This is a genomic window from Streptomyces apocyni (assembly GCF_009739465.1).
GTDB lineage: Bacteria > Actinomycetota > Actinomycetes > Streptomycetales > Streptomycetaceae > Streptomyces > Streptomyces apocyni.
The window spans coordinates 26,961-49,924 of record NZ_WHOM01000040.1 but is presented as its reverse complement, the minus strand read 5'-3'; the positions used below and the strand labels follow the sequence as shown (position 1 = coordinate 49,924).

Genomic DNA, 22,964 nt, shown 5'->3' with positions numbered 1-22,964 from the left:
GCACCATCGGTGCGGGCCTTCGCGTACTCGTACGGTGGTGTCAGCGGTGGTGCTGGGAGTCCGCCACCGTGACCTCGACCCGCTGGAACTCCTTGAGGTCGCTGTAGCCGGTGGTCGCCATCGAGCGGCGCAGCGCGCCGAAGAGGTTCATCGAGCCGTCCGGGCGGTGCGAGGGGCCGGTGAGGATCTCCTCGGTCGTGCCGACCGTGCCCAGGCCGACCTTCTTGCCGCGCGGCACGTCCTCGTGCACGGCCTCCATGCCCCAGTGGTGGCCCGGAGCGGGCGCGTCCGTGGCGCGGGCCAGCGGGGAGCCCATCATCACGGCGTCCGCGCCGCAGGCGATGGCCTTGGGCAGGTCGCCGGACCAGCCCACGCCACCGTCCGCGATGACGTGGACGTAGCGACCGCCGGACTCGTCCATGTAGTCACGGCGGGCGGCCGCGACATCGGAGACCGCGCTCGCCATCGGCACCTGGATGCCCAGCACGTTACGGGTGGTGTGCGCGGCCCCGCCGCCGAAGCCGACCAGCACACCGGCGGCACCGGTGCGCATCAGGTGCAGCGCGGCCGTGTAGGTGGCGCAGCCACCGACGATGACCGGGACGTCCAGCTCGTAGATGAACTGCTTGAGGTTCAGCGGTTCGGCGGCACCGGACACATGCTCGGCCGACACGGTCGTGCCGCGGATCACGAAGATGTCCACACCGGCGTCGACCACGGCCTTGGAGAACTGCGCGGTGCGCTGCGGCGACAGGGCGGCGGCGGTCACCACGCCCGAGTCGCGCACCTCCTTGATGCGCTGCCCGATCAGCTCTTCCTTGATCGGGGCGGCGTAGATCTCCTGGAGGCGCCGGGTGGCGGTCTCCGGGTCAAGCGCGGCGATCTCGTCGAGCAGCGGCTGCGGGTCCTCGTACCGGGTCCACAGGCCCTCGAGGTTCAGTACGCCCAGGCCCCCCAGCTCACCGATCCGGATGGCGGTCTGCGGCGAGACGACCGAGTCCATGGGAGCGGCCAGGAACGGCAGCTCAAAGCGGTAGGCGTCGATCTGCCAGGCGATCGAGACCTCCTTCGGGTCCCGGGTGCGGCGGCTCGGCACGATGGCGATGTCGTCGAACGCGTACGCCCTGCGGCCGCGCTTGCCGCGCCCGATCTCGATCTCAGTCACGTTGGGTGGCCTTTCCAGTCTCCGGTCTGCGCGTACCAGTATCCCCGACGCGGTCCCCGGCACACGCGGCCGAGCCCGCGGGCGGCGTCGCCCGCGGGCTCGTAAGCGCCGGTCTTCGGGTCAAACGAGGGTCAGCGGCGCGAGTAGTTCGGCGCCTCGACCGTCATGGCGATGTCGTGCGGGTGGCTCTCCTTGAGACCGGCCGCCGAGATCCGTACGAACCGGCCCTTGGCCTTCAGCTCCGGGATGTCCGCCGAGCCGACGTACCCCATGGAGGCCCGCAGACCGCCGATCAGCTGGTGCGAGACCGAGGCGAGCGGTCCGCGGTAGGGCACCTGGCCCTCGATGCCCTCGGGGACCAGCTTGTCCTCGGACAGGACGTTGTCCTGGAAGTAACGGTCCTTCGAGTACGAGCGGGCCTGGCCACGCGACTGCATCGCGCCCAGCGAGCCCATGCCCCGGTAGGACTTGAACTGCTTGCCGTTGATGAAGACCATCTCGCCCGGCGACTCCTCGCAGCCCGCGAGCAGCGAGCCGAGCATCACCGCGTCGGCACCGGCGGCGATCGCCTTGGCGATGTCGCCGCTGTACTGCAGTCCGCCGTCGCCGATGAGCGGCACGCCCGCGGGGCCGCAGGCCTTCGCCGCCTCGTAGATGGCGGTGACCTGGGGGACGCCGATACCGGCGACGACCCGGGTGGTGCAGATGGAGCCGGGTCCCACGCCGACCTTGACGCCGTCCACACCGGCGTCGATCAGGGCCTGGGCGCCGTCGCGCGTGGCGACGTTACCGCCCACGATGTCGACGTTGATGTGGGTCTTCAGCTTGGCGATCATGTCGAGGATGCCGCGGCTGTGGCCGTGCGCGCTGTCCACGACCAGGAAGTCGACCCCGGCCTCGACCAGGGCCTGCGCCCGGTCGTACGCCTCGTCGCCGACGCCGACCGCGGCACCGACGACCAGGCGGCCCTCGGCGTCCTTGGCGGCGTTCGGGTACTTCTCGGCCTTGACGAAGTCCTTGACCGTGATGAGGCCCTTGAGGATGCCCGCGTCGTCGACCAGCGGCAGCTTCTCGATCTTGTGGCGGCGCAGCAGCTCCATGGCGTCATCACCGGAGATGCCGACCTTGCCAGTGACCAGCGGCATCGGCGTCATGACCTCGCGGACCTGACGCGAGCGGTCCAGCTCGAAGGCCATGTCGCGGTTGGTGACGATGCCGAGCAGCTTGCCCGCGGGGTCGGTGACCGGGACACCGCTGATACGGAACTTGGCGCACAGGGCGTCGGCGTCGTGCAGCGTGGCGTCCGGCGAGACCGTGATCGGGTCGGTCACCATGCCGGACTCGGAGCGCTTCACCAGGTCGACCTGGTTGGCCTGGTCCTCGATGGAGAGATTGCGGTGCAGCACACCGGCGCCGCCCTGGCGCGCCATGGCGATGGCCATCCGCGCCTCGGTGACCTTGTCCATCGCGGCGGACAGCAGGGGGAGGTTCACCGTCACGTTCCGGGAGATCCGGGTCGTGGTGTCGACCTTGTTCGGCAGCACTTCGGAGGCGCCCGGCAGCAGCAGGACGTCGTCGTAGGTCAGCCCGAGCATCGCGAATTTCTCCGGCGCTCCGGCTCCGTCGTCGACGAGATCAGTCATGACACCTTCCCCAATGCTCTTGCCAGCCGCGGACCACCATGCTAACGGGCCTCAGCGGTACTTCATTCCACGATCGCCCCACCGCAGATCACGATCGTTGTACTTTTCTACGAAGCTTCTATGAAGCTCGCGCTGTGCGGTTCCGTGAAGTCCACGGGGTCACTGCTCGGCGAGGGCGCGAAGCCTGCTCAGCGCCCGGTGCTGGGCGACCCGGACCGCGCCCGGGGACATCCCCAGCATCTGCCCGGTCTCCTCCGCTGTGAGCCCGACGGCGATCCGCAACAGCAGCAGCTCGCGCTGTGTCTGGGGCAGATTGGCGAGGAGCTTCTTGGCCCACTCGGCGTCGCTGCTGAGCAGCGCCCGCTCTTCGGGGCCGAGCGAGTCGTCCGGCCGCTCGGGCATCTCGTCGGACGGCACGGCGGTGGAGCCGGGGTGACGCATCGCGGCTCGCTGGAGGTCGGCGACCTTGTGCCCGGCGATGGCGAAGACGAATGCCTCGAAGGGGCGGCCGGTGTCCTTGTAGCGCGGCAGCGCGAGCAGGACGGCGACACAGACTTCCTGCGCCAGGTCCTCCACGAAGTGCCGTGCGTCACCCGGAAGGCGGGACAGCCTGGTGCGGCAGTAGCGCAGCGCCAGCGGGTGTACGTGAGCCAACAGGTCATGGGTGGCCTGCTGGTCGCCTTCGACGGCGCGGTGGACGAGGGCACCAATCGCCGTCGTCTCTTCGTCACGCATCGGTCCATGGTGCCCTGGCTCCGACCGATCCGTGACACCGCGCCTGTAGTTGTGCACTGAAGCGTTATGAGCAGGTGCGCCGGAACTCATCTCCTGCGCCCTCCCCTCCCGCTCGATCGACTCGTCCCCGAGGAACTCCACACTCCAAGGATGCGGCATCGCGCGGGAAACGGCGTAAGCCACCACCACGAAGGGCACTTCCGGACAGCCCCCGCCCCGCCCGCGCACACGCGAACAGGGCTAGGGTCTGCCCGGCGGATCACGCCGGGGTCGCGGGGCGTGGCACGCACGCCCCCACCCTCGAACTCGCTTCGCTCAGCTCGGGCGGGAGGGACCCCCTCGGCGTTGTCGTCAGTCACCGACGCTCCGCGTCGCCTCAATCCTCCGCCTTGCAGCTGCACGCACCACGCCCCGCTCACCAGCACAGACAGCGCACCGAGCGTCCAGCCCGACCTGATCCGCCGGACAGACCCTAGAACCGGGACCGGAACTCTCGCGGCGGCGCGGTCTCAGCGGACCAGGCCCCAGCGGAAACCGAGCGCCACGGCGTGCGCGCGGTCCGAGGCGCCCAGCTTCTTGAAGAGCCGCCTGGCGTGGGTCTTCACGGTGTCCTCGGAGAGGAACAGCTCGCGGCCGATCTCGGCGTTCGACCGGCCGTGGCTCATGCCTTCGAGCACCTGGATCTCGCGCGCGGTGAGGGTCGGCGCCGCGCCCATCTCGGCCGAGCGCAGTCTGCGCGGGGCGAGCCGCCAGGTCGGGTCGGCGAGCGCCTGGGTGACGGTCGCGCGCAGTTCGGCGCGCGAGGCGTCCTTGTGCAGATAACCGCGGGCACCGGCGGCGACCGCGAGCGCGACGCCGTCGAGATCCTCGGCGACCGTGAGCATGATGATCCGGGCCCCGGGGTCAGCGGAGAGTAGTCGGCGTACGGTCTCGACACCCCCGAGCCCCGGCATCCGTACGTCCATCAGAATCAGGTCCGAACGGTCGGCACCCCAGCGGCGGAGGACTTCCTCGCCGTTGGCCGCCGTCGTGACACGCTCGACGCCGGGCACGGTCGCGACCGCACGGCGGAGCGCCTCTCGGGCAAGCGGGGAGTCGTCGCAGACGAGGACGGATGTCATGGCCGCCCTCCGCAGCTGATGCGCGTCACCTTGAGCCTCCAGGCTGGGTACGAATCGTCACCTGTGCGATTGACGCCCTCAGACATCTGCCCGAGTGCTTGTGTTCTCAACCGCCTCGCACTCTCAACGACGGTCACTCGAAAGAGTTACGGGTCCGCTGACCCCCTTCGACACTCTACGTGAGGGCCCAGACACGGGACGGGCGTCGCAGGTCACCGAAGGTTCACCGGACTCGATGCCCCATTTAGCGGATTTTCTTCCCTTTCGTAGGTGTCTCTAGCTAGATTCACCATGGATCATATTTTCATCTACTAGGACAGTAGATGTACGGTCATGAGGCACTGAACCCGCCCACCACGGTTGCAAGGGGACACGCAATGGCAGATTTCTCCCGCCTTCCCGGACCAAACGCAGACCTGTGGGACTGGCAGCTCCTGGCCGCCTGCCGCGGGGTCGACAGCTCGCTCTTCTTTCACCCGGAGGGCGAGCGGGGCGCGGCGCGCAGCGCCCGCGAGACCTCGGCCAAAGAGGTCTGTATGAGATGCCCGGTTCGCGCGGAGTGCGCCGCTCACGCGCTGGCGGTACGCGAACCGTACGGAGTCTGGGGTGGACTCACCGAAGACGAACGCGAAGAACTCATGGGACGCGCCCGGCACCGTCTGGTCACGGCGTCCACCGCTTCGGCGGCGAGTGCGCCGGGGCACTGACCTCTCCCGAAGCGACGGCACACGGAGGAACGTTTCTGTAGCCGACGAGCCCTTCAGCCCTGTAGCCGACGGGCCCTTCAGCGGGCCGCCGCGCCCGCCAGCCGGTCGAGTGTGGCCACCACAGCGGGCACCTGGGCCAGGTCGGGGAGTGTGAGCGCGACGATCTCGCGCCGCACCGCGGGCTCCACCGTCACCGCGCGGGCGCCCTTGGGCCGTACCGACTCCAGGGCCAGCTCCGGCAGTACCGCCACCCCGAGACCGGCGCCGACCAGGCCGATCACCGCGGGGTAGTCGTCGGTGGCGAAGTCGATACGCGGGACAAAGCCCGCACCCTCGCAGACCTCCACCAACTGCTTGCGGCAGCGCGGGCAGCCCGCGATCCACGGCTCGTCGGCGAAGTCCCCCATGGCGACCGTCGCCGCGTCGGCGAGCCGGTGCCCCTCGGGGACCAGCCCGACCAGCCGGTCGGCGAGGAGCGGCCGTACGACCAGATCGCTCCAGTCGTCCGCGGCGCTCGCCCCCTCGTACCGGAAGGCGAGAGCCACATCGCAGTCCCCCTCACGCAGCATCTCGACCGAGCGCGGGGGCTCGGCCTCCACCAGGGAGACCCGCGTGCCCGGGTGCGCGGCGCGCAGCGCGGCGAGCGCCGTGGGAACCAGGGTCGAGCTGCCGCTGGGGAAGGAGACCAGGCGCACCCGGCCCGCGCGCAGCCCGGCGATCGCGGCGACCTCTTCCTCGGCCGCGGTCAGTCCGGCGAGGATGCCCGCGGCGTGCCGGACGAGCGCTTCACCGGCCTGCGTCAGGCGCATCTCGCGGCCCGTACGGATCAGCAGCGGCGTGCCGGTCGAGTGCTCAAGGGCCTTCATCTGCTGGCTCACCGCGGGCTGGGTGCAGCCCAGTTCGCGGGCGGCGGCGGAAAAGGAGCCGGTAGCGGCCACGGCGCGCAGCACACGGAGATGGCGGGCCTCGATCATGCGTCGAGCATAAGCGAGGCTTGGGGAGCAGCGCGAATACGGCACTGAACCTTTGCCATCTCGGGGGTCGCGCTCAGGGTCTGCTCAGGGTCGCGCCGGGGTCGGTTCAGGGCGCTTCCCGATACTGCGCCGCGTCCTGACGCGGAATCGTGAAGGGCATGAAGGAGACGGGGAGCGGAAGAGGCGAGAGGCGCGGCAAGCCGGGCAGGCTCAAGCGGGTGCTGATCACGCTCGGCGTGGTCGTCGGCGTGCTGATCGCCGCGCTCGGCGGTGGCGTCGCCTGGCTGTGGACGAGCGCCGACGTCAGCACGGTGGGCAAGGTCTCCTTCCGCAACGAGCTGGCCATACCCCCGCTCGCCGACTCCACGGTGGAGCAGGACGGTACGCGGGTCTTCGACCTGCGGATGCAGGCGGGCGAGACCGAGTTCAAGGACGGTCAGCAGACCCCGACCTGGGGATTCAACGGCAGCTATCTCGGGCCGACGCTGCGCGCCGAGCGCGGCGAGAAGGTCAAGGTACGGATAGCCAACGGCCTGGACGAGGCGTCCACCGTGCACTGGCACGGGATGCACCTGCCCGCGAAGATGGACGGCGGCCCGCACCAGATGGTGCGACCGGGCGGCACCTGGACCCCCGACTGGAAGGTCGACCAGCCCGCCGCGACGCTCTGGTACCACCCGCACCCGCACGGTGCCACGGAGAAGCACGTTCAGCGTGGGCTGGCCGGGATGTTCCTCCTGGACGACGAGAAGTCCGCGCGGCTGCCACTGCCCGGGACGTACGGCGTCGACGACATACCCGTCATCGTGCAGGACACGAAGTTCGACGGCGCCAAGTTCGACCACGGTCGCGGAATGATGCGGAGCCTCGGCTTCCTCGGCGACCAGACGCTGGTCAACGGCACGCTCGCCCCGTACCAGGAAGTCGGCGACGAGCTGGTGCGGCTGCGGTTGCTCAACGCCTCGACCGCGCGCACCTACGCCTTCGGGTTCTCCGACAGCAGGCAGTTCGCGCTGATCGGCACCGACGGCGGGCTGCTGGAGGCGCCGGTGCGGATGGGCGGCCATCTGCGGCTGTCACCCGGTGAGCGGGCCGAGGTCGTGGTGCGGATGGAGCCGGGCGAGAAGACCGTGCTGCGGAGCTTCCCTCAGCGGCTCGGCGACGCCTTCAACACGCGCTTCGGTGGTGGTGACGACTCCTTCGACATTCTTCAACTGCGGGCGGGTGACACCCTGCGCCCTTCCCCCGAACTCCCCGACATGCTGGGTGAGCTGGAGATCCCCGAAGGCAAGGACCCCGCGCGCGGGCGGCACTTCGACCTGAAGCTGTCCGGGATCAACGGCCGGAAAATGGACATGGGCCGGATCGACGAGGTCGTTACCCGGGGCACCGAGGAGGTCTGGACGGTACGCAACGGCAACGGCATGGCGCACAACTTCCATGTGCACGACGTGCAGTTCCGGGTACTGGAGATGGACGGCCAGGCGCCGCCGCCCGAACTGCGCGGCGCCAAGGACACGGTCTTCATACCGGACGGCTCGACGGTGAAGCTGGCGATGCGGTTCGACGGGCCACCTGACCCGGATGTCCCGTACATGTACCACTGCCATCTTCTGTACCACGAAGATCTGGGCATGATGGGTCAGTTCGTGGTGGTCGAGAAGGGACAGCAGGCGGGGACGCCGCCGCCGGGGCGTCACCAGCACTGAGCGTGCCACCGGACAGGCTCTAGCCTTGGGCCATGACTACGGCTCTGATTACCGGATCGACCGCAGGCATCGGCGCCGCTTTCGCGCGGCGTCTCGCCGCGGATGGTCACAACCTGGTGCTGGTCGCCCGCGACACCAAACGGCTCCAGGAGCAGGCGACCGAACTGCACGACCGGCACGGCATCGAGGCCGAGGTGCTGACCGCCGACCTGTCGACCGACGACGGCATCGCGGCGGTCGAGGCCCGGCTTGGTGACCGCAGGGACCCGGTCGACCTGCTCGTCAACAACGCGGGCTTCGGCAACAAGGGCCGTTATCTCGAGGTCTCGATGGCCGACGAGCTCACGATGCTGAAGGTGCACTGCGAGGCGGTGCTCCGGCTGACCTCGGCGGCCGCCGAGTCGATGCGGGAGCGTGGGCGCGGCGGTGTCGTCAACGTCGCCTCGGTCGCTGCGTTCGTACCGCGCGGGACCTATGGCGCGTCGAAGGCGTGGGTCGTGCAGTTCACGCAGGGCGCGGCGAAGGACCTGGCGGGTTCGGGGGTGCGGCTGATGGCGCTGTGTCCCGGGTTCGTGCGGACGGAGTTCCACCAGCGGGCCGGGATGGGCACGGACAACATCCCGGGCTGGCTGTGGCTGGACGCGGACAAACTGGTGAGCGCCGCGCTGGCGGACCTGGCGCGCGGTAAGTCGGTGTCGATCCCCGACCCGCGGTACAAGGCGATGATGGGCGTGGTGAAGGTGACCCCGCGCGCTCTGCTCGGTGGGCTGAGTTCCCGTACCGGCCGCAAGTACGGACCGAAGTAGCGCAGCGCGAAGGCCCGGCACCCCGCGACGGGGTGCCGGGCCTTCGTCAGCTCGGCTCAGCGGCTCGGCTCAGCGGCTCGGCTCAGTCAGAGCACGCTGGGTCGGTGCGCGCTGGGTCAGTGCGCGTGGCCGTGACCGTGGCCACCGGCGGCCTCGTCCTCGTCCGCGGGCTTCTCGACGACCAGGGTCTCGGTCGTGAGCAGCAGCGAGGCGATCGACGCGGCGTTCTCCAGGGCGGAGCGGGTGACCTTGACCGGGTCGATGACACCGGCCTTCACCAGGTCGCCGTACTCACCGGTGGCGGCGTTGAAGCCGTTGCCCTTGTCGAGCTCGGCGACCTTGGCGGTGATGACGTAGCCCTCAAGGCCGGCGTTCTCGGCGATCCAGCGCAGCGGCTCGACGGCGGCGCGGCGGACGACGGCGACACCGGTGGCCTCGTCACCCTCCTTGCCGAGGTTGCCCTCGAGCACCTTGACGGCGTGCACCAGAGCGGAGCCACCACCGGAGACGATGCCCTCCTCGACCGCGGCGCGGGTCGCGGAGATGGCGTCCTCCAGACGGTGCTTCTTCTCCTTGAGCTCCACCTCGGTGGCGGCACCGACGCGGATCACGCACACGCCACCGGCCAGCTTCGCGAGGCGCTCCTGGAGCTTCTCGCGGTCCCAGTCGGAGTCCGTGGTCTCGATCTCGGCCTTGATCTGGCCGATGCGGCCCTGGACGTCCTCGGCGTTGCCGCCGCCGTCCACGATCGTGGTGTCGTCCTTGGTGATGGTGACGCGGCGGGCGGTGCCCAGCACGTCAAGACCGGCCTGGTCCAGCTTGAGGCCGACCTCTTCGGCGATGACCGTGGCGCCGGTGAGGGCGGCCATGTCGCCGAGCATCGCCTTGCGGCGGTCGCCGAAGCCGGGGGCCTTGACGGCCACGGCGTTGAACGTGCCGCGGATCTTGTTGACGACGAGGGTGGAGAGCGCCTCGCCCTCGACGTCCTCGGCGATGATCAGCAGCGGCTTGGAGCCACCGGCCTGGATGACCTTCTCCAGCAGGGGCAGCAGGTCCTGGATCGAGGAGATCTTGCCCTGGTGGATCAGGATGTACGGGTCGTCGAGGACGGCCTCCATACGCTCCTGGTCGGTCACCATGTACGGCGACAGGTAGCCCTTGTCGAAGGCCATGCCCTCGGTGAAGTCGAGCTCCACACCGAAGGTGTTGGACTCCTCGACGGTGATGACACCGTCCTTGCCGACCTTGTCCATCGCCTCGGCGATGAGCTCGCCGATCTGCTTGTCCTGCGCGGACAGCGCGGCGACGGCGGCGATGTCGGCCTTGGAGTCGATCGGGCGGGCGGTCGCGATCAGCTCGTCGGAGACGGCCTTGACCGCGGCGTCGATGCCCTTCTTCAGGGCGGCCGGGGACGCGCCGGCGGCGACGTTCCGCAGACCCTCGCGGACCAGGGCCTGGGCGAGCACGGTGGCGGTGGTGGTGCCGTCACCAGCGATGTCGTTGGTCTTGGTCGCCACCTCCTTCACCAGCTGGGCGCCGAGGTTCTCGTACGGGTCCTCGACCTCGACCTCGCGGGCGATGGTCACGCCGTCGTTGGTGATGGTGGGGGCGCCGAACTTCTTGTCGATGACGACGTTGCGGCCCTTGGGGCCGATCGTCACCTTCACTGTGTCGGCCAGCTTGTTGACGCCGCGCTCAAGGGCGCGACGGGCGTCCTCGTCGAACTTCAGGATCTTCGCCATGGAGCTGTCTCAAGTCCTCTCAAAAAAGAAACCGCGCCCCTGTCCACCCGGCGATTTTTGAATTCACGGGGGCCAGGGGCGCGGTACACAACTTTCGGGAGTTCATCGACTCCCAGGTGACTTACTTCTCGATGATCGCGAGTACGTCGCGAGCCGAGAGGACGAGGTACTCGTCGCCGTTGTACTTCACCTCGGTGCCGCCGTACTTGCTGTAGAGCACAACGTCGCCGACCTTGACGTCGAGCGGCAGCCGCTCGCCGTTCTCGAAGCGACCCGGGCCCACGGCCAGGACTGCGCCCTCCTGGGGCTTCTCCTTCGCGGTGTCCGGAATAACCAGGCCAGAGGCCGTGGTCTGCTCGGCGTCGAGCGGCTGGACCACAATGCGGTCCTCAAGCGGCTTGATGGCAACCTTGGAGCTGGTGGTCGTCACGGTCCGGTCTCCCCCTTCGGAGATCTCACGGGGTTAACTGTTTTGGGGTGGCGACCAGGTGGATCCGTCGTCGCGGGTGCCGGACCTGCCCGTCGCTGTTGGCACTCTCCGGTGGGGAGTGCCAGACCTGAGACTATGACCGCGATTAGCACTCGGTCAAGCGGAGTGCCAATGACTCCACTCGACCGGGTCGCGAGGACTCTCCCGGCGCCCCTCCCAGCGCTCCTGTCGGCGGCCCTTCCAGTGGCCCCCAGTGGCCCTCCCAGCACCCGTCTCGGTGGCTCAGAGGTAGTCCTCCAGCCTGCCCACCGCGTACCCCTTGTCCGTCACCGTCTTCATCATCTGGCGGATCATGTCCGGCATGCTGCCCTTCCAGTCCCCCTTGCCCCGGAAGTGGGTGAGGATGATGTCGCCGGGATGCAGATCACGGTCCCACTCGCGCCAGTCCATCCGGTCCGCGAAGGCCTCGGCATTCCACAGCGGCACGGCCTTGATGCCGCAGGCCTTGGCCGCCCGCAGGGTGTCGCCGTTGTAGTTGCCGTACGGCGGACGGAAGAGCTCGGGCCGCTTGCCGTAGCGCTTCTCGATGACGTCCTGCATCCCGCAGATCTCGCGCTTCTGCTGCGCGTACGAGAGCCCGGGCAGATAGCGGTGGTTGAGGGTGTGGTTGTTCAGGACGACGCCGTGGTCCTGCATCTTCTTGAAATAGCCGTAGTCCTCCTTCACCAGGTAGTCACTGAGGAAGGCGGTGTACGGGATGTCCAGCTCGCTCATCATCCTGAGCAGCTCGGGGTCCTTCTCGGCACCATCGTCGATCGTCAGGAAGACGACCTTGTCTTTGGTCGGGATGGTGGTGAAGACGGGCGGCAGGTTCTCGTGCCCGGCGACCTCGAACCCTCGGCGGGTACTGACCTTCGGCTTCTTGGCCGGTGGCTTGGGTGGCGTCAGCGGCATTTTGTCCAGGCCCCAGCGCTTGACCGCGGCCACCTTCGCGGCCCGCTGCTGGGCGGCGCGCTTCTTGGCCTGTTCCTTGGCCTGTTCCGCCTGCTGCTGGCCGTGGGCGGGCTCGACCGGGGGCTTCGCCGACTCGCTGGTGGAGCAGCCGGACGCGACGGCGGCCGCGGCGAGGAGGGCAAGGCCCGCTCGGACCCGGGTGCCCCGCCGTCCACTTCCGGCGATCTTTTCCTTTTGTCGTACTAGTCCTGTCCGCATGGCGTCGGATCCTGTCAGCGCACCGGGCCCCGGGCGGCCAGGCGCCACCACCGGGCGCGCACGATCCACCGACTGGCCGACAATGGCCGGGTGAACGACCTCGACCGCGACCCCGAGCTGGCCGCCTTCGCCGCCCTGCGCACCGACGAGGGCCAGGCCCTGCTCGCCGAACTGCGCGACCACGACCCCGCCCAGGAGCTGGCGCTCGCCACCCGGCTGCGCCGCGACCACCCGGCCGAGCTGGTCTCCGCCGCGCTGGGCCAGGCACGGCTACGGCAGCGGGCGGCCGCCAAGTTCGGCGTCGACGACGCGCGGCGGATGTACTTCACCCCGAACGGTGTCGAGCAGGCGACCCGGACCACCGTCGCGACGTACCGCGCGGAGCGCTTCCACGCCCTGGGCGTACGGAGTGTGGCGGACCTGTGCTGCGGCATCGGCGGCGACGCGATCGCGCTGGCCCGCGCCGGGATCTCCGTACTGGCCGTGGACCGCTCCCCGCTGACCTGCGAGGTGGCCCGCGCCAACGCGGCGGCGCTCGGCCTGGACGCGCTGATCGAGGTGCGCTGCGCGGAGGTCGCCGACGTGGACACGGCGGGGTACGACGCGGTGTTCGTGGACCCGGCGCGCCGGGGCGGACGCGGCCGCGTCTTCGACCCCGAGGCGTACTCCCCGCCCCTGTCCTGGGCCTTGGAGGCCGCTCGCAAGGCCCCGTACGCCGCGCTGAAGATCGCCCCCGGCATCCCGCACGAGGCGGTCCCCGAGGACGTCGAGGCCGAGTGGATCTCGGACGGCGGTGATGTGAAGGAGGCGGTGCTCTGGTTCGGGGACGAGTCCACGGGCGAATCCACGGGCGAATCCACGGGCGAATCCACAGGCGAGTCCGGAAGCGGCACCGCCCCGCAGCCTGCCCCCCAGCCCACCCCACCGCCAGCCCCGCAGCCCGCCTCGATGCGCGCCACCCTCCTGCCCACCGGCGCGACGCTCCACGCGCCCCTGGCCGCGATGCTGCCCGACCCCGAGCCCCGCCCCGTAGGCCGCTACCTCTACGAGCCCGACGGCGCCGTCATCCGCGCACACCTGGTCGCCGAGGTCGCCCGGCAGGTCGACGGGGGACTCATCGACCCGATGATCGCGTACGTCACGAGCGACACGCTGCACCCGACCCCGTACGCCACCGCCTACGAGATCACCGATCAGCTGCCGTTCAACATGAAGAAGCTCAAGGCCCTGCTGCGCGAGCGCGAGGTCGGCGTCCTGACGGTGAAGAAGCGCGGCTCAGCCGTCGAACCGGAGGAACTCCGCCGCAAGATGAAGCTCCAGGGCAAGCGGTCAGCGACGGTCTTCCTGACCAGGGTCGCCGACGCCCCCACCATGCTCGTCGGCGCCCCCGCCGTCGCCTAGCTCCGCCCGGTCGGTCAGCTGCTCCGCGAACACCTGCGAGAGCGGCTGCGGACCTATGTACTGCTGGCAGTTGCACTGCCCCGCCTCGAAGCGCACCGGCTTCTTGTCCTCGTCCCAGGCCGTCGCCACCTCGACCCGCTCATGGCAGCGCCCCCGCTTGTCGTGCTTGGCGAGGTGATGTGTGCAGCCGCAGATCGGCTCCGGGGGCTGGTGCGCCGCCTCGACGGCGAGCCGCTCCTGCTTCGCCGCCTCCATGAGCTCCAGCTTGCGCTCATGCCGGTTGCGCAGTGCGGTACGGACGTTGTCGGCCGCCCAGGCGAAGCCTCCCGTCCAGAAGATGATGAGCACCGCCCAGAACCAGCTCATCAGCCGCCCCTTCCCCTCTGCGCGGCACGCCCGCCTTCTCAGGATAAACGGCACTCCCGTACGAACCCCGCCCCGAGATTCGACCCGTTGCCGTCCGTCTCTGTGTAACGGCGCGAGCCGGGGAGACGTTCCCGTCTCCCCGGCTCACTCAGCCTCACTCAACCCGCGCGACCGCCTACTTCAGGCCATTGCCGATCGCGCTCACCAGCTCACCGTTCGCGGTGTCACCGCTGAACTCCCAGAAGAAGGCGCCGCCGAGTCCCTGGTTCTTGGCCCAGGTCATCTTTCCGGCGATCGTCGACGGGGTGTCGTAGCTCCACCAGTCGCTGCCGCAGTGCGCGTACGCCGTGCCGGCGATGGTGCCGTTGGCCGGGCACTTGCCCTTGAGGACCTTGTAGTCCTCGATGCCCGACTCATAGGTACCCGTGGCCGGTCCGGTGGCCGAGCCACCCGGCTCCGACTGCGTGACGCCCGTCCAGCCGCGCCCGTAGAAGCCGATGCCGAGCAGCAGCTTCTCGGCCGGTACACCCTTGGCCTTGAGCTTGGCGATGGCGTCCGCGGAGTTGAAGCCGTCCTGCGGGATACCGGGGTACGAGGTCAGCGGCGAGTGCGGAGCGGTCGGGCCGTTCTTCGCCCAGGCGCCGAAGAAATCGTAGGTCATGACGTTGTACCAGTCGCTGTACTGCGCGGCGCCCGCGTAGTCCGCCGAGTCGATCTTGCCGCCGTCGGAGGCGTCGGCGGTGATCGCGGCCGTGACCAGGTTGCCGCTGCCGAACTCGGCCCGCATCGCCTTCATCATGTCCTTGAAGACCGCGGGACCGCTGTCGTCACAGGACAGACCACAGGCGTTCGGGTACTCCCAGTCCAGGTCGATGCCGTCGAAGACGTCGGCCCAGCGCGGGTCCTCGACCAGGTCGTAGCAGGACTTGGCGAAGGCGGCCGGGTTCTTCATCGCGTCACCGAAGCCACCGGACCAGGTCCAGCCGCCGAACGACCACAGCACCTTGATGTCCGGGTACTTGGCCTTGAGCTGCCGCAGCTGGTTGAAGTTGCCGCGCAGCGGCTGGTCCCAGGTGTCGGCCTTGCCGCTGACCGACTGGTCGGCGGTGTACGCCTTGTCGATGGCGGCGTACGAGTCGCCCATGGTGCACTTGCCACCCTGGACGTTGCCGAAGCTGTAGTTGATGTGCGTGATCTTCTCGGCCGAGCCCGAGGTCACCAGGTTCTTGACGTGGTAGTTGCGCCCGTAGACGCCCCACTCGGTGAAGTACCCGAGGTTGATCTTGTCGCCGGGGCCAGGACCGGGGCCGGGGTCGCCACCCGTCGTCCGCACCGTGACGGACCCGCTGACCGGACCCGTCTGGCCGGCGGTGTCGCGGGCCTGGACGCTGTACGAGTAGTCGGTCCCCTCGGTCAGCCCGGTGTCCGTGTACGAGGTGCCGGTGACCGTGGCGACCACGGAGCCGCCCCGCAGGACGTCGTAGTTCTTGACGCCCTTGTCGTCGGTGGCCGCGGACCACGAGAGCTTCGCGGAGGTGTCGGTGATGCCGGACGCGGTCGGAGTGCCGGGCGCCGACGGCGGGTTGTCGCCCGGAACCTCCCCGCCACCGTCGCAGGAAGCGCCGTTGAGCTCGCAGTTGTCCGGCGCGCCGTCCCCGCTGCCGTTGAACCCGAACGAGACCGACGCCCCCGGCGTCAGCGTGCCGTTCCAGCCCTTGTTCTTGGCGGTCCAGTGGTTACCGGAGTTGGTGACGGTGGCGTCCCAGGCCGAGGTCACCTTCGTACCGGAGGGGAAGTCCCACTCGACGGTCCAGGAGTTGAGCGTCGTGGTGCCGGTGTTCTTGATCGTCCACTTGCCCTCGAACCCGGTACCCCAGTCCTGCGTCTTGCTGTAGGTGGCCGTCACCTCCTCGGCGGCCTGCGCGGGCGAGGCCAGGCCGACGAGGGCGGCGAGCGGGAGAGTCAGGGTGGCGACAGCCGCGGTAGCTCTGTGCCGGAAGCGTTTTCTGCGTGGCGGGGTGCCGGGGCTCGTACTCAAGGCGTGCTCCTCGGGTGGGGGACGACAGGGGCGGTGGAACGCTGCGCCGTCCGTGAGCACGCCTAGTTGAACGTTTCGTTGAAAACGCACTCACCGCAGTGCGGTGAGAATAGAAAGGTCCAGACCACCGGTCAATAGGTCTGGACCAAAGAAGTTACTGACGAGGTCTACTCCCCCGGCGTCGTGACGCCGTGGGACGCGAAGCGCCAGCGGTGGACCGGACGGCTGATCAGGTCCGGACCTGGCTCGGGGAGTTCGGGGAGGGGGGCGTCGTACGGGGCGTCCCACCAGGTGATGACGAGGACCCGGTCGCCGGGGGCCGTGAGGATTTCCCGGCGCTGCGGACTGCCCTCCAGGTGCTGGCTGTTGACCCAGGCGAGCAACTCCGCGCCGTGGCCGTCGAGGGCCCGCGCCTCCCACATCAACGCGACGGTCATGAGTACAGGTTGTCCTTGCTCGTCTCGTGGACGTGATCGTGGGAGTGGGAGTGGGCCTGAGCGTGCGTGTGGGTGTGGGTGTCGCCCGGCACATGCGGATCCGTCACCGGCAGCGACGAGTCCGCCGACAGGTCCCAGTCCGAGGGCGCCCGGTTCCGCGCGACCATCTCCGCGCCCAGGGCCGCGACCATCGCACCGTTGTCCGTGCACAGGCCAGGCCGCGGCACCCGGAGCGTGATTCCGGCCCGCTCACAGCGCTCCTGAGCCAGCGCGCGCAGACGGGAGTTGGCCGCGACGCCGCCGCCGATCATCAGATGGTCGACACCCTCGTCCTTGCAGGCACGGACGGCCTTACGGGTCAGGACGTCGACGACCGCCTCCTGGAAGGACGCCGACACATCACGTACGGGCACGTCCTCGCCCGCGTTCCGCTTCGCCTCGATCCAGCGGGCCACGGCCGTCTTCAGACCGGAGAAAGAGAAGTCGTACGCCGGGTCACGCGGGCCGGTGAGACCGCGCGGGAAGGCGATCGCGTTCGGGTCCCCTTCGCGCGCGTACCGGTCGATGACCGGGCCGCCGGGGAAGCCGAGGTGCAGCACGCGGGCGATCTTGTCGAAGGCCTCGCCCGCCGCGTCGTCGATGGTCGCGCCCATCGGGCGGACGTCTGAGGTGATGTCGGACGACAGCAGGAGCGACGAGTGACCGCCGGACACCAGCAGCGCCATCGTCGGCTCCGGAAGCGCCCCGTGCTCCAGCTGGTCCACACAGATATGCGAGGCCAGGTGGTTGACGCCGTACAGGGGCTTGCCGAGCGCGTACGCGTACGCCTTGGCCGCCGATACGCCGACCAGCAGGGCACCGGCCAGCCCAGGGCCCGCCGTAACCGAGATGCCGTCCAGGTCGCGGGCCGAGACGCCCGCCTGCTTCAGGGCGCGCTCGATGGTCGGGACCATCGCCTCCAGGTGGGCGCGCGAGGCGACCTCGGGCACCACACCGCCGAAGCGCGCGTGCTCGTCGACGCTGGAGGCGATCGCGTCCGCGAGCAGGGTGGTGCCGCGGACGATGCCGACTCCGGTCTCGTCGCAGGACGTCTCGATGCCGAGTACCAGGGGTTCGTCAGCCATCAGCCTTCATCTCTTCGTGCGGTTCCAGGGTCAGGCGCATGACCAGTGCGTCCACATTGCCCGGCTGGTAGTAGCCGCGCCGGAAGCCGATCGGCTCGAAGCCGAAGCGCTCGTAGAGCTTCTGCGCGCGGGTGTTGTCGACGCGCACCTCGAGCAGCACCTCGCCGCACTCGAAGGCGGTGGCGTGCTTGAGCAGGTCGGTGAGGAGCTCGGCGCCGAGTCCGGTGCCCCAGTGGTCGCGGGCGACCGCGATGGTCTGTACGTCGGCGAGCCCGCCCGCGGCGGCCAGGCCCGCGTACCCCACGAGCCGCTCGCCACCGCCCTCCTGAGCACCTTCCCCGGCGCCTTCCCCGGCGCCCTCCTGAGCGCCTTCCTCGCCGTCGGCCGCACCCGGCACCACGGCGACGACATAGTGCCGGGTCGCCCCCAGCCCGCGCGCATGGGCGAGCTCGGACCAGAACATGCCCTTGGACCAGGCGTCGTTGGGGAACAGCTCGCGCTCGAGACGCAGCACGGCGGCCAGGTCCCACCAGCGCATCTCACGCAGTACGGGCTGCGCGGAGGTGGCGTTCGCAGAGGTGGCGGCGGTCACTTGGGGGTGACCACCTTGTAGTTCTTGGGGACCTGCGCGTCCGGGCGGCGCAGATACAGCGGCCGCGGCTCGGGCAGCTCCTCGCCCGCCGCCAGCCGCGCGGCGGCCAGCGAGGCGAGCGCGGCGGCCGATACGTGCTCGGGTTCGCGCGCGTCCGGGAAGGCCTCCGGGTACAGCAGCGCGCCCGCGCCCACCACCGGCAGCCCCGCGAGCTCGGCCGCGATGTCGGCGGGCCGGTCCACGGCGGGTTCGGTGGTTCTCGTACGGGCCGAGGCGTAGCGCGCCCAGTAGACCTCCTTGCGTCTCGCGTCCGTCGCGACCGCGAAGGGGCCGTCCAGCCCGGAGGCGTACGCCAGCCCGTCCAGGGTGCACAGTCCGTACACGGGGACGCCGAGCGCGGAGCCGAAGGCCGTGGCCGTCATCAGGCCGACGCGCAGTCCGGTGTACGGTCCCGGGCCGGTCCCGACGACCAGCGCGGTGACCGCGTCCAGGTTGAGACCCGCGTCGGCGAGCACCCGGTCGACGGCCGGGAGCAGCAGCTCCCCATGGCGGCGGGCGTCCACCTGACTCGACGCGGCGAGGGCCGACGAGCCGTCGTGCAGGGCGACGGTGACGGCGGGAGTGGCGGTATCCAGAGCGAGCAAGAGCACGCGAACAGCCTACGGCTTGGCGGACGGGGGCACGGCGCCCCGAACAGGCGGGCGGTGGCTGCTACCGTCACCACTCACGTACGTATGAGAGGTGGATGCACGGTGGCACGCAGCAGCTCGGGATTCGTGGCCGGGCTCACCGCCGCAGCCGTCGCGGTGGTCGGCTTCCTCGCCTACCAGGCATCGGCGAACGTCCCCGACACCCTGGGCAAACCCGTGGTGAAGGACTCCGCGAGCGCCTCGAAGGCCCCCGCGGGCGCCAAGGACGAGAAGGCGGACCCGAAGGCGCTCCCGGCCGACTCCGGCACGGGCGAGCGCGTGGTGTACGCGCTGGGCACCGACCGGGTCTGGCTGGTCGGCGCGGACGGCGAGGTGACGCGCACCTACCGGGTCACGCCGAGCACGGTCGACCCGCCGCTCGGCGAGCACACGGTCACCTCGCGGTCCGGTTCGATCACGGGGTCCGACGGCGTACCGATCGAGAACGTGGTGCGCTTCGCGAGCGTCGACGGGGTGACGGTCGGCTTCAGCGCCGCGGTGGACGGCTCCACGCCACCGCCCGATCCGGAACAGCAGACGGGCGGCGTCCGGCAGGCCCGGGCGGACGGCAGGGCGATGTGGAAGTTCGCCACGATCAACAAGACGGTGGTCGTGGTCCCGTAGTCAGGCGCCAGGCATCAAACAGCGGCCAGGCATCAGACCGCGCATCAGACAGCGGCCAGGCGTCAGGCGACCGCCGAGTGTCGGACGGCCGCCAGGCGTCAGGCGGCGTCCTTTCGCCGCTGGCCCGCGGTGTCCGGCTCCTCACGCCGCCGCTCCGGCGGCCGCGGCGGGGTGGACACCGCCTTCGCGGCCGCGCACGACGCCAGCAGGTCTCTCATCGACAGCGCTCGCGGCTGCGGCCGTGTCTCACGTTCCGGCGTCGGCATGAATGCCTCCTGAACTCCGAGGGCAAGCGAGTTAGGCATACCTAACCAGCTCTCGGTACCATAGGAACACGCCGGATGTCAGAGGCGCAATATCTTGCCGACGCCTTGTCGGAAAGTCGGAACGTTCAGAGGGCGAGCGCCGCCAGGTCCGCGTCCGCCCACCGCTCGCCCACACCGGCCAGCGTGACCTTCCGTACGTCGTCGTGATCATGCTCCGCGTCGCCGGTGGCGCGGTCGATCACCAGGTGCAGCCGGTCATCCGACAGTTCCTCGACCTTGCCCTCGCCCCACTCCACGACGATCACCGAGTCCGGCAGCGAGACATCAAGGTCCAGGTCCTCCATCTCGTCCAGACCGCCACCAAGCCGGTACGCGTCCACATGCACCAGCGGCGGTCCGTCACCCAGCGGGGGGTGCACCCGGGCGATCACGAAGGTCGGCGAGGTGACGGCACCCCGTACGCCCAGACCCTCGCCGAGCCCACGGGTCAGCGTCGTCTTCCCGGCTCCGAGCGCGCCGGTCAGCATCACGAGGTCACCGGGGCGCAGCAGTTTCGCCAGGCGGCGCCCCAACTCCCGCATCTCCTCGGGAGAGTGAAGGGTGAGCCCTGCCGTGTTGACGGCGGGCCCGAAGGTGTCGGCGAGCGTGGCGGCGTCAGCGGGCGCCGGGCTGTGCGGTGCTTCCATAGTGAGTCACGGTAGCGCCAGTGGCCGCCGGGAGAGCTCCCACGCGGACGAGCAGGTCCCCCAGCCGGTCCGAGACCGCCTCCGGGTGCTCCAGCATCACCAGGTGCCCGCCGTCCGGCACGATCACCAGTTCCGCGTTCGGCAGCGCGTCCGCGATGACCTCACTGTGCTCGCTCGGCGTGACCAGGTCCCGGTCCCCGGCCAGGACGAGCACCGGGATCGCGTACTTGGGCCCGGTGAAGTGCTTCAACGCGTCCGCCTTGTCGTGCTCGACGAACGCCGGATAGAACTCCGCGACCACATCGATCGGCGTCGCCTCGATCAGCCGCTCCGCGAACCGCGCGACGGCCGGGTCCACGTCCTTGGACGCGAACGAGTAGCGCTTGACGATGCCCGCGAAGAGATCCGCCGTCGCCCGCCGACCGCGCTCCACCAGCTCCGCCCGCGAGCCGAGCACCTTCAGCACTCCGGGGAGCACCCGCCGTACGGCGTTGACGCCCACGGCCGGCAGGCCGTAGCTGACCTCGCCGAGCTTCCCCGACGACGTACCGATGAAGGCGACCCCGACCACCCGGTCCCGGACGAACTCAGGGAACTGGTCGGCCAGCGCCATCATCGTCATGCCGCCCATCGAGTGCCCAACCAGCACCAGCGGCCCCTCGGGCGCGGCCGCGTCGATCACCGCCTTGAGGTCGCGGCCCAGTTGCTCGAAGTTGACCGGCACACTCGGTTTGCCATCCTCGGGGGTCTGCGCGCGGCCGCGCTCCGAGTGCCCGTGGCTGCGCTGGTCCCAGTACACCCCGCGTACGACACCGCGCAGGGCGGCCCGCTGAAAGTGCCAGGAGTCCTGACTGAGGCAGTACCCGTGGCTGAACACCACGGTGACCGGGGCCGGAGACTTCCGCCCGAACAACCGCCTGCGCCGCCGCGCGACGCCGTTCGACGGGTCGACCTCGTCCACCTCGTAGTGCAGCTCGGTGCCGTCTTCCGCCCGCGCCCTGCCGGGAGTGCCGCGCAGGGTGCCGTACGGGCCCGTGGAGTCCAGCGCGAGCCTGGCCTTCCTGCGGATGTCACGCCCGACGGTGAGCCGCTCGACCGCGACACCGGCCGCCGCGCCCGCGGCGACCACACCCACCGCGACACCGGCGACACCGGCCCGGCGCCAGTTGTCGGCGGCCGAGCCCGCCAGAGCGATCGCGTCCCCCGTACTGGTCTCGCTCACTGTGCCCGCTCCTCGTAGCTGGTTAACCTTCGGCGCGCTCGTTCACATAGACGCGCGGGACCCGCGATCCGATGCGCGTCACGATCTCGTACGCGATGGTGCCCGCGGCCCGCGCCCAGTCCTCGGCGGTCGGCTCACCCCGGTCCCCCGGGCCGAACAGTACGGCCGACTCCCCCACCCGCGGCTCATCGCCACCCAGATCGACAACGAACTGGTCCATCGCGATCCGCCCCGCCGCCGTCCGCAGCTTGCCGCCGACCAGCACCGGACCACGGCCGGACGCGTGGCGCGGCAGTCCGTCACCGTAGCCGACGGGCACTAGACCGAGGGTCGTGTCGCCCGGGGTGACGAAGTGATGTCCGTAACTCACACCATGCCCCGCCGGAACATGCTTCACCAACGCCAACGAGGCCTCAAGGGTCATCACCGGCCGCAACCCGAAGTCCTCCGGCACGCCCACCTCCGGGCTCGGCGACACGCCATACATCGCGATGCCGGGCCGCACCAGGTCATAGTGCGACTCGGCGAGCGTCAGAGTCGCGGGCGAGTTCGCGATATGCCGCACCTCGGGACGGAGGCCCGCCGTCTCCGCGTAGCCAAGCGCCCGCTCGAAGGCGGCCGTCTGGGCGGCGATCGAGGGATGGCCGGGTTCGTCCGCACAGGCATAGTGCGACCAGATGCCGGTGACCTTGACCGAACCCTCCGCCTCGGCCTTCAGCGCGGCCTCCACCAGCTCCGCCCAGTCCGCGGGCTGGCAGCCGTTACGGCCCAGGCCGGTGTCGGCCTTGAGCTGCACTCGGGCCGTACGCCCCAGGGCGCGAGCCGCCGCCGTGACCTCGCGCAGCGCCCACATCCCGCTCACCGACGCCTCGATATCGGCCTCGATCGCCTCGCGCCAGGGTCCGCCGGGCGTCCACAGCCAGCACAACACCCGGGCCTGCTCAGGCCCGATCCCCGCGGCACGCAGGGCGAGCGCCTCCTCGGGGGTCGCGGTGCCCACCCAGCTCGCACCCGCCTGGAGCGCGGCCCTGGCACAGGGCAGCATGCCGTGCCCGTACGCGTCCGCCTTCACCACGGCCATGAACTCGGCACGGGGCGCGCGGGCGCGCAAAGCCCGCACATTGGCCCGCAGGGCGGCCAAATCGATCTCGGCGCGGACGCGCAAGGATGTCTCGTTCATCGCGCCCAGTCTCTCAGAGCCCCCCGCCGCCCCTCCCGCAGCCGCCACCACCGGCAACCACGCGCCGACGTACGGCGCCGCGGCTACGCGGCTAC

23 protein-coding genes are annotated in these 22,964 nt (G+C 70.1%); 5 read left to right on the top strand and 18 right to left on the bottom strand.

Going from position 1 to position 22,964, the window contains the following annotated elements:
- Nucleotides 1-40: 40 nt before the first annotated feature.
- The 4 genes from GCN81_RS07610 to GCN81_RS07595 form a co-directional block, all read right to left on the bottom strand.
- On the bottom strand, nucleotides 41-1,165 hold the full coding sequence (locus GCN81_RS07610) for a GuaB3 family IMP dehydrogenase-related protein (protein WP_156722994.1): 1,125 nt from the start codon (nucleotides 1,163-1,165) through the stop codon (nucleotides 41-43).
- 131 nt (nucleotides 1,166-1,296) lie between these two features.
- Entirely contained in the window at nucleotides 1,297-2,808 is a 1,512-nt protein-coding gene (guaB, locus tag GCN81_RS07605; RefSeq protein WP_156722993.1) for an IMP dehydrogenase, read from the bottom strand.
- Nucleotides 2,809-2,967: 159 nt separating this feature from the next.
- Nucleotides 2,968-3,543, bottom strand: a complete 576-nt coding sequence (locus tag GCN81_RS07600) for a sigma-70 family RNA polymerase sigma factor (RefSeq protein ID WP_156722991.1) — start codon at nucleotides 3,541-3,543, stop codon at nucleotides 2,968-2,970.
- A gap of 509 nt (nucleotides 3,544-4,052) precedes the next feature.
- Nucleotides 4,053-4,664 carry a response regulator transcription factor gene (locus GCN81_RS07595; protein ID WP_003948568.1) on the bottom strand — a complete coding sequence of 204 codons (612 nt, stop codon included), beginning with the start codon at nucleotides 4,662-4,664 and terminating at the stop codon, nucleotides 4,053-4,055.
- Between the two features lie 377 nt (nucleotides 4,665-5,041).
- Here GCN81_RS07595 and GCN81_RS07590 point away from each other — a divergent pair, with 377 nt between their 5' ends.
- The gene (locus GCN81_RS07590; protein ID WP_156722989.1) at nucleotides 5,042-5,371 is read left to right on the top strand and encodes a WhiB family transcriptional regulator; all 330 of its coding nucleotides are present in this window, start codon (nucleotides 5,042-5,044) and stop codon (nucleotides 5,369-5,371) included.
- Nucleotides 5,372-5,448: 77 nt separating this feature from the next.
- Here the strand turns inward: GCN81_RS07590 and GCN81_RS07585 are convergent, their stop codons facing one another.
- Nucleotides 5,449-6,345 carry a LysR family transcriptional regulator gene (locus GCN81_RS07585; protein ID WP_156722987.1) on the bottom strand — a complete coding sequence of 299 codons (897 nt, stop codon included), beginning with the start codon at nucleotides 6,343-6,345 and terminating at the stop codon, nucleotides 5,449-5,451.
- Nucleotides 6,346-6,503: 158 nt separating this feature from the next.
- On the opposite strand from GCN81_RS07585, the gene GCN81_RS07580 reads away from it, so the two are divergent.
- Both GCN81_RS07580 and GCN81_RS07575 read left to right on the top strand, forming a co-directional pair.
- A complete protein-coding gene (locus GCN81_RS07580) occupies nucleotides 6,504-8,054 on the top strand; it encodes a multicopper oxidase family protein (protein WP_156722986.1) in 1,551 nt (516 codons plus the stop codon).
- A gap of 32 nt (nucleotides 8,055-8,086) precedes the next feature.
- The gene (locus GCN81_RS07575) at nucleotides 8,087-8,860 is read left to right on the top strand and encodes an SDR family NAD(P)-dependent oxidoreductase (protein WP_156722984.1); all 774 of its coding nucleotides are present in this window, start codon (nucleotides 8,087-8,089) and stop codon (nucleotides 8,858-8,860) included.
- 116 nt (nucleotides 8,861-8,976) lie between these two features.
- Here GCN81_RS07575 and groL read toward each other — a convergent pair whose 3' ends face one another.
- The 3 genes from groL to GCN81_RS07560 all read right to left on the bottom strand — a co-directional run bounded on the left by groL (nucleotide 8,977) and on the right by GCN81_RS07560 (nucleotide 12,244).
- Nucleotides 8,977-10,602: a chaperonin GroEL gene (groL, locus tag GCN81_RS07570; RefSeq protein WP_156722982.1), complete on the bottom strand. Its 1,626-nt coding sequence runs from the start codon at nucleotides 10,600-10,602 to the stop codon at nucleotides 8,977-8,979.
- 121 nt (nucleotides 10,603-10,723) lie between these two features.
- The gene (gene groES, locus GCN81_RS07565) at nucleotides 10,724-11,032 is read right to left on the bottom strand and encodes a co-chaperone GroES (protein WP_066995800.1); all 309 of its coding nucleotides are present in this window, start codon (nucleotides 11,030-11,032) and stop codon (nucleotides 10,724-10,726) included.
- 282 nt (nucleotides 11,033-11,314) lie between these two features.
- Nucleotides 11,315-12,244, bottom strand: a complete 930-nt coding sequence (locus GCN81_RS07560; RefSeq protein ID WP_156722981.1) for a polysaccharide deacetylase family protein — start codon at nucleotides 12,242-12,244, stop codon at nucleotides 11,315-11,317.
- Between the two features lie 90 nt (nucleotides 12,245-12,334).
- Between GCN81_RS07560 and GCN81_RS07555 the strand changes: the two genes are divergently transcribed.
- The gene (locus GCN81_RS07555) at nucleotides 12,335-13,645 is read left to right on the top strand and encodes a class I SAM-dependent methyltransferase (protein ID WP_407697948.1); all 1,311 of its coding nucleotides are present in this window, start codon (nucleotides 12,335-12,337) and stop codon (nucleotides 13,643-13,645) included.
- Here GCN81_RS07555 and GCN81_RS07550 read toward each other — a convergent pair.
- The 6 genes from GCN81_RS07550 to tsaB all read right to left on the bottom strand — a co-directional run bounded on the left by GCN81_RS07550 (nucleotide 13,574) and on the right by tsaB (nucleotide 18,852).
- Complete coding sequence (locus GCN81_RS07550; protein ID WP_231626447.1) at nucleotides 13,574-14,011, bottom strand: hypothetical protein; 438 nt, start codon at nucleotides 14,009-14,011, stop codon at nucleotides 13,574-13,576. The genes GCN81_RS07555 and GCN81_RS07550 overlap by 72 nt on opposite strands.
- A 175-nt stretch (nucleotides 14,012-14,186) precedes the next feature.
- Nucleotides 14,187-16,049: a glycoside hydrolase family 18 chitinase gene (locus GCN81_RS07545; protein WP_156722977.1), complete on the bottom strand. Its 1,863-nt coding sequence runs from the start codon at nucleotides 16,047-16,049 to the stop codon at nucleotides 14,187-14,189.
- 167 nt (nucleotides 16,050-16,216) lie between these two features.
- Complete coding sequence (locus GCN81_RS07540) at nucleotides 16,217-16,486, bottom strand: hypothetical protein (RefSeq protein ID WP_156722976.1); 270 nt, start codon at nucleotides 16,484-16,486, stop codon at nucleotides 16,217-16,219.
- Nucleotides 16,483-17,610, bottom strand: a complete 1,128-nt coding sequence (gene tsaD / locus GCN81_RS07535; RefSeq protein WP_156722974.1) for a tRNA (adenosine(37)-N6)-threonylcarbamoyltransferase complex transferase subunit TsaD — start codon at nucleotides 17,608-17,610, stop codon at nucleotides 16,483-16,485. Before tsaD ends, GCN81_RS07540 begins: the two co-directional genes overlap by 4 nt.
- On the bottom strand, nucleotides 17,603-18,148 hold the full coding sequence (locus GCN81_RS07530) for a GNAT family N-acetyltransferase (protein ID WP_156723409.1): 546 nt from the start codon (nucleotides 18,146-18,148) through the stop codon (nucleotides 17,603-17,605). The genes tsaD and GCN81_RS07530 overlap by 8 nt, the downstream gene beginning before the upstream one ends.
- A gap of 50 nt (nucleotides 18,149-18,198) precedes the next feature.
- Nucleotides 18,199-18,852, bottom strand: a complete 654-nt coding sequence (gene tsaB, locus GCN81_RS07525) for a tRNA (adenosine(37)-N6)-threonylcarbamoyltransferase complex dimerization subunit type 1 TsaB (protein ID WP_156722972.1) — start codon at nucleotides 18,850-18,852, stop codon at nucleotides 18,199-18,201.
- A gap of 102 nt (nucleotides 18,853-18,954) precedes the next feature.
- Between tsaB and GCN81_RS07520 the strand changes: the two genes are divergently transcribed.
- Complete coding sequence (locus GCN81_RS07520; RefSeq protein ID WP_156722971.1) at nucleotides 18,955-19,515, top strand: hypothetical protein; 561 nt, start codon at nucleotides 18,955-18,957, stop codon at nucleotides 19,513-19,515.
- 98 nt (nucleotides 19,516-19,613) lie between these two features.
- On the opposite strand, the gene GCN81_RS31770 is transcribed toward GCN81_RS07520, so the two are convergent.
- The 4 genes from GCN81_RS31770 to alr all read right to left on the bottom strand — a co-directional run bounded on the left by GCN81_RS31770 (nucleotide 19,614) and on the right by alr (nucleotide 22,869).
- A complete protein-coding gene (locus GCN81_RS31770; RefSeq protein WP_197287518.1) occupies nucleotides 19,614-19,781 on the bottom strand; it encodes a hypothetical protein in 168 nt (55 codons plus the stop codon).
- Between the two features lie 125 nt (nucleotides 19,782-19,906).
- On the bottom strand, nucleotides 19,907-20,467 hold the full coding sequence (tsaE, locus tag GCN81_RS07515) for a tRNA (adenosine(37)-N6)-threonylcarbamoyltransferase complex ATPase subunit type 1 TsaE (protein ID WP_156722969.1): 561 nt from the start codon (nucleotides 20,465-20,467) through the stop codon (nucleotides 19,907-19,909).
- Nucleotides 20,436-21,689, bottom strand: a complete 1,254-nt coding sequence (locus tag GCN81_RS07510) for an alpha/beta fold hydrolase (protein ID WP_156722967.1) — start codon at nucleotides 21,687-21,689, stop codon at nucleotides 20,436-20,438. The genes tsaE and GCN81_RS07510 overlap by 32 nt, the downstream gene beginning before the upstream one ends.
- Before the next feature lie 22 nt (nucleotides 21,690-21,711).
- On the bottom strand, nucleotides 21,712-22,869 hold the full coding sequence (gene alr / locus GCN81_RS07505; RefSeq protein ID WP_156722965.1) for an alanine racemase: 1,158 nt from the start codon (nucleotides 22,867-22,869) through the stop codon (nucleotides 21,712-21,714).
- Nucleotides 22,870-22,964 lie beyond the last annotated feature (95 nt).